The sequence below is a fragment of the Mesorhizobium sp. M7D.F.Ca.US.004.03.1.1 genome, from assembly GCF_003998635.1.
GTDB lineage: Bacteria > Pseudomonadota > Alphaproteobacteria > Rhizobiales > Rhizobiaceae > Mesorhizobium > Mesorhizobium loti.
In genome coordinates this window covers 1-2,167 of sequence record NZ_RZQG01000958.1, presented here as the reverse complement: position 1 = coordinate 2,167, position 2,167 = coordinate 1, and the positions used below count along the sequence as shown (strand labels likewise).

Below are 2,167 nucleotides of genomic sequence, written 5' to 3'. Positions count from 1 at the left end.
CGGCCCGGTCGATGGCGACGAGATCGAGCTCACCAACTGCCCGTGGATCGTCAAGCCCAGGCAGATGTTCGCCAACCTCGGCTTGAGCGACATCGTCGTGCTCAATGATTTCGAGGCGCAGGCGCTCGCCGTCGTCGCGCTCGGCGAGGAGCACATGGAAAAGATCGGTGGCGGCACGCCGGAGCCCAATGCCGGCCGCGTGGTGCTCGGTCCGGGAACCGGGCTCGGCGTCGCCGGGCTGGTCCATGCGCTTCGCCACTGGATCCCGGTGCCGGGCGAGGGCGGCCATATGGACATCGGCCCGCGCACACCGCGCGATTTCGAGGTTTTCCCGCATATCGATAAGCTCGAAGGTCGCATTTCGGGCGAGCAGATACTGTGCGGACGCGGTCTGGTCAATGTCTATCGGGCGGTGGCCAAGGCGGATGGCAAGCCGTCGCCCTTCACCACGCCGGCCGAGGTCACCGGCGCGGCGCTGGCGAAAACCGATCCCGTTGCCGAGGAAGCGCTGGAGATCTTCGTCACCTGCCTCGGGCGCACCGCCGGCGATCTCGCTTTGGTGTTCATGAGCCGTGGCGGCGTGTTCCTCACCGGCGGCATCGCACAAAAGATCGTGCCGGCTCTGAAAGCCGGCAATTTCCGCGCCGCCTTCGAGGACAAGGCGCCGCACAGCGCGCTGATGCGCACCATGCCGGTCTATGTCATCACCCACCCGCTGGCCGCACTTCTGGGCCTTGCCGCCTATGCCCGTAACCCGTCGCTGTTTGGTGTCCAGACGGAGGGGCGGCGGTGGCGCGACGAAGTTAGTCACCCCAAGGCATAGGCAAGCCGGTTGCTTGGCGTTAAGAGGGGTGCCGAATTGCCCGGCCGCGGGAAGCGGAAACCTACGAAGCGCTCCGATTTGACATTTCAGCCCCCCAATTTGTCGAAACCCCGTGCGGGCGAGATCGTGGCGGTCATCCGCCGCATCCTCCAGGAAAACGGCCGCGAGTATCGGGGCGCGTATATTTTCACGATCCTCTGCCTGCTGACCGTGTCGGCGACGACGGCGCTTGCCGCCTGGATCATGAGTCCGGTCGTCAACCAGATCTTCTATGAACGGCGCGGCGACCTGATCCCGTGGATCTGCGCCGCACTGCTCGGCGCGTTCATCCTGCGCGGCCTTGCCGGCTACGGCCAGGCGGTGACGATGGCCAGGATCGGCAACAATCTGGTGGCGCGATACCAGCAGCGCATCTTCAACCATCTGATGAAGCTCGGTGTTTCCTTCTTCAACGACACAAGGTCCGGGCGGCTGGCCGCGCAGGTCAACGAGAACGTCAATGGCATCCGCGACCTGTTGTCGATGACGGTGACGTCGACGGCGCGCGACGCCGTCTCGCTGGTCGGCCTGGTCGGCGTCATGATCTACCAGGATCCGGTCCTTTCGCTGAGTTCGCTGCTGATCGGACCGCCGCTGATATGGACCGTCACCTATCTGATGCGCCGGGTGCGGCGCATCACGCGCGAATCGGTGCAGATCAACTCGCGGCTGATCGGCGCCATGCAGGAGGCCACGCAAGGCATCGCCATCGTCAAGGCCTTCACCATGGAGGACGAGCTGTCGCGCCGCATCAGCAAGCTCGCCGAGGATGCCGAACAGCGGTCGAACAAGATCGCCCGCGTCTCGGAGCGGCTGACGCCGGTTTCCGAACTGCTGGCCGGCATCGCCTTCGCCAGCGTCATCGCCTATTCCGGCTACCGGGCCACCGTTCTCGGCCAGCCGCCGGGCGCGGTGTTTTCCTTCATCACGGCGCTGACGCTCGCCTATGATCCGGCCCGCCGGCTGGCGCGCATGCAGGTCGGCATGGAACGCGCGCTGGTCAATGCGCGCATGATCTACGAGCTTCTCGACATCGAGCCGCAGCAGAGCGACGCTGCTGGCGCCGCCGAGGCGAAATTCACCTCTGGTGAAGTGCGCTTCAACAACGTCTCCTTCCACTATGTCGAGGAGGCGCCGGTCCTGCACGATCTGAGCTTCGTCGCGGCCGCCGGCAAGGTGACGGCAATCGTCGGCGCTTCGGGCGCCGGCAAGACGACGCTGGTGGCGCTGCTGCAGCGCTTCTACGACGTCGAGGCGGGCACGATCGAGATCGACGGCCAGGACATTTCCAAGGTCACCAAACAG

2 protein-coding genes are annotated in these 2,167 nt (G+C 65.3%); both read left to right on the top strand.

Translation table 11 applies throughout. The features are described from left to right. On the top strand, positions 1 to 823 hold an 823-nt coding region (locus tag EN935_RS32450; RefSeq protein ID WP_127374044.1), incomplete at its 5' end, for a glucokinase. A gap of 78 nt (positions 824 to 901) precedes the next feature. After that, the coding region (locus EN935_RS32445; protein ID WP_164771549.1) for an ABC transporter ATP-binding protein at positions 902 to 2,167 on the top strand (1,266 nt) is incomplete at its 3' end.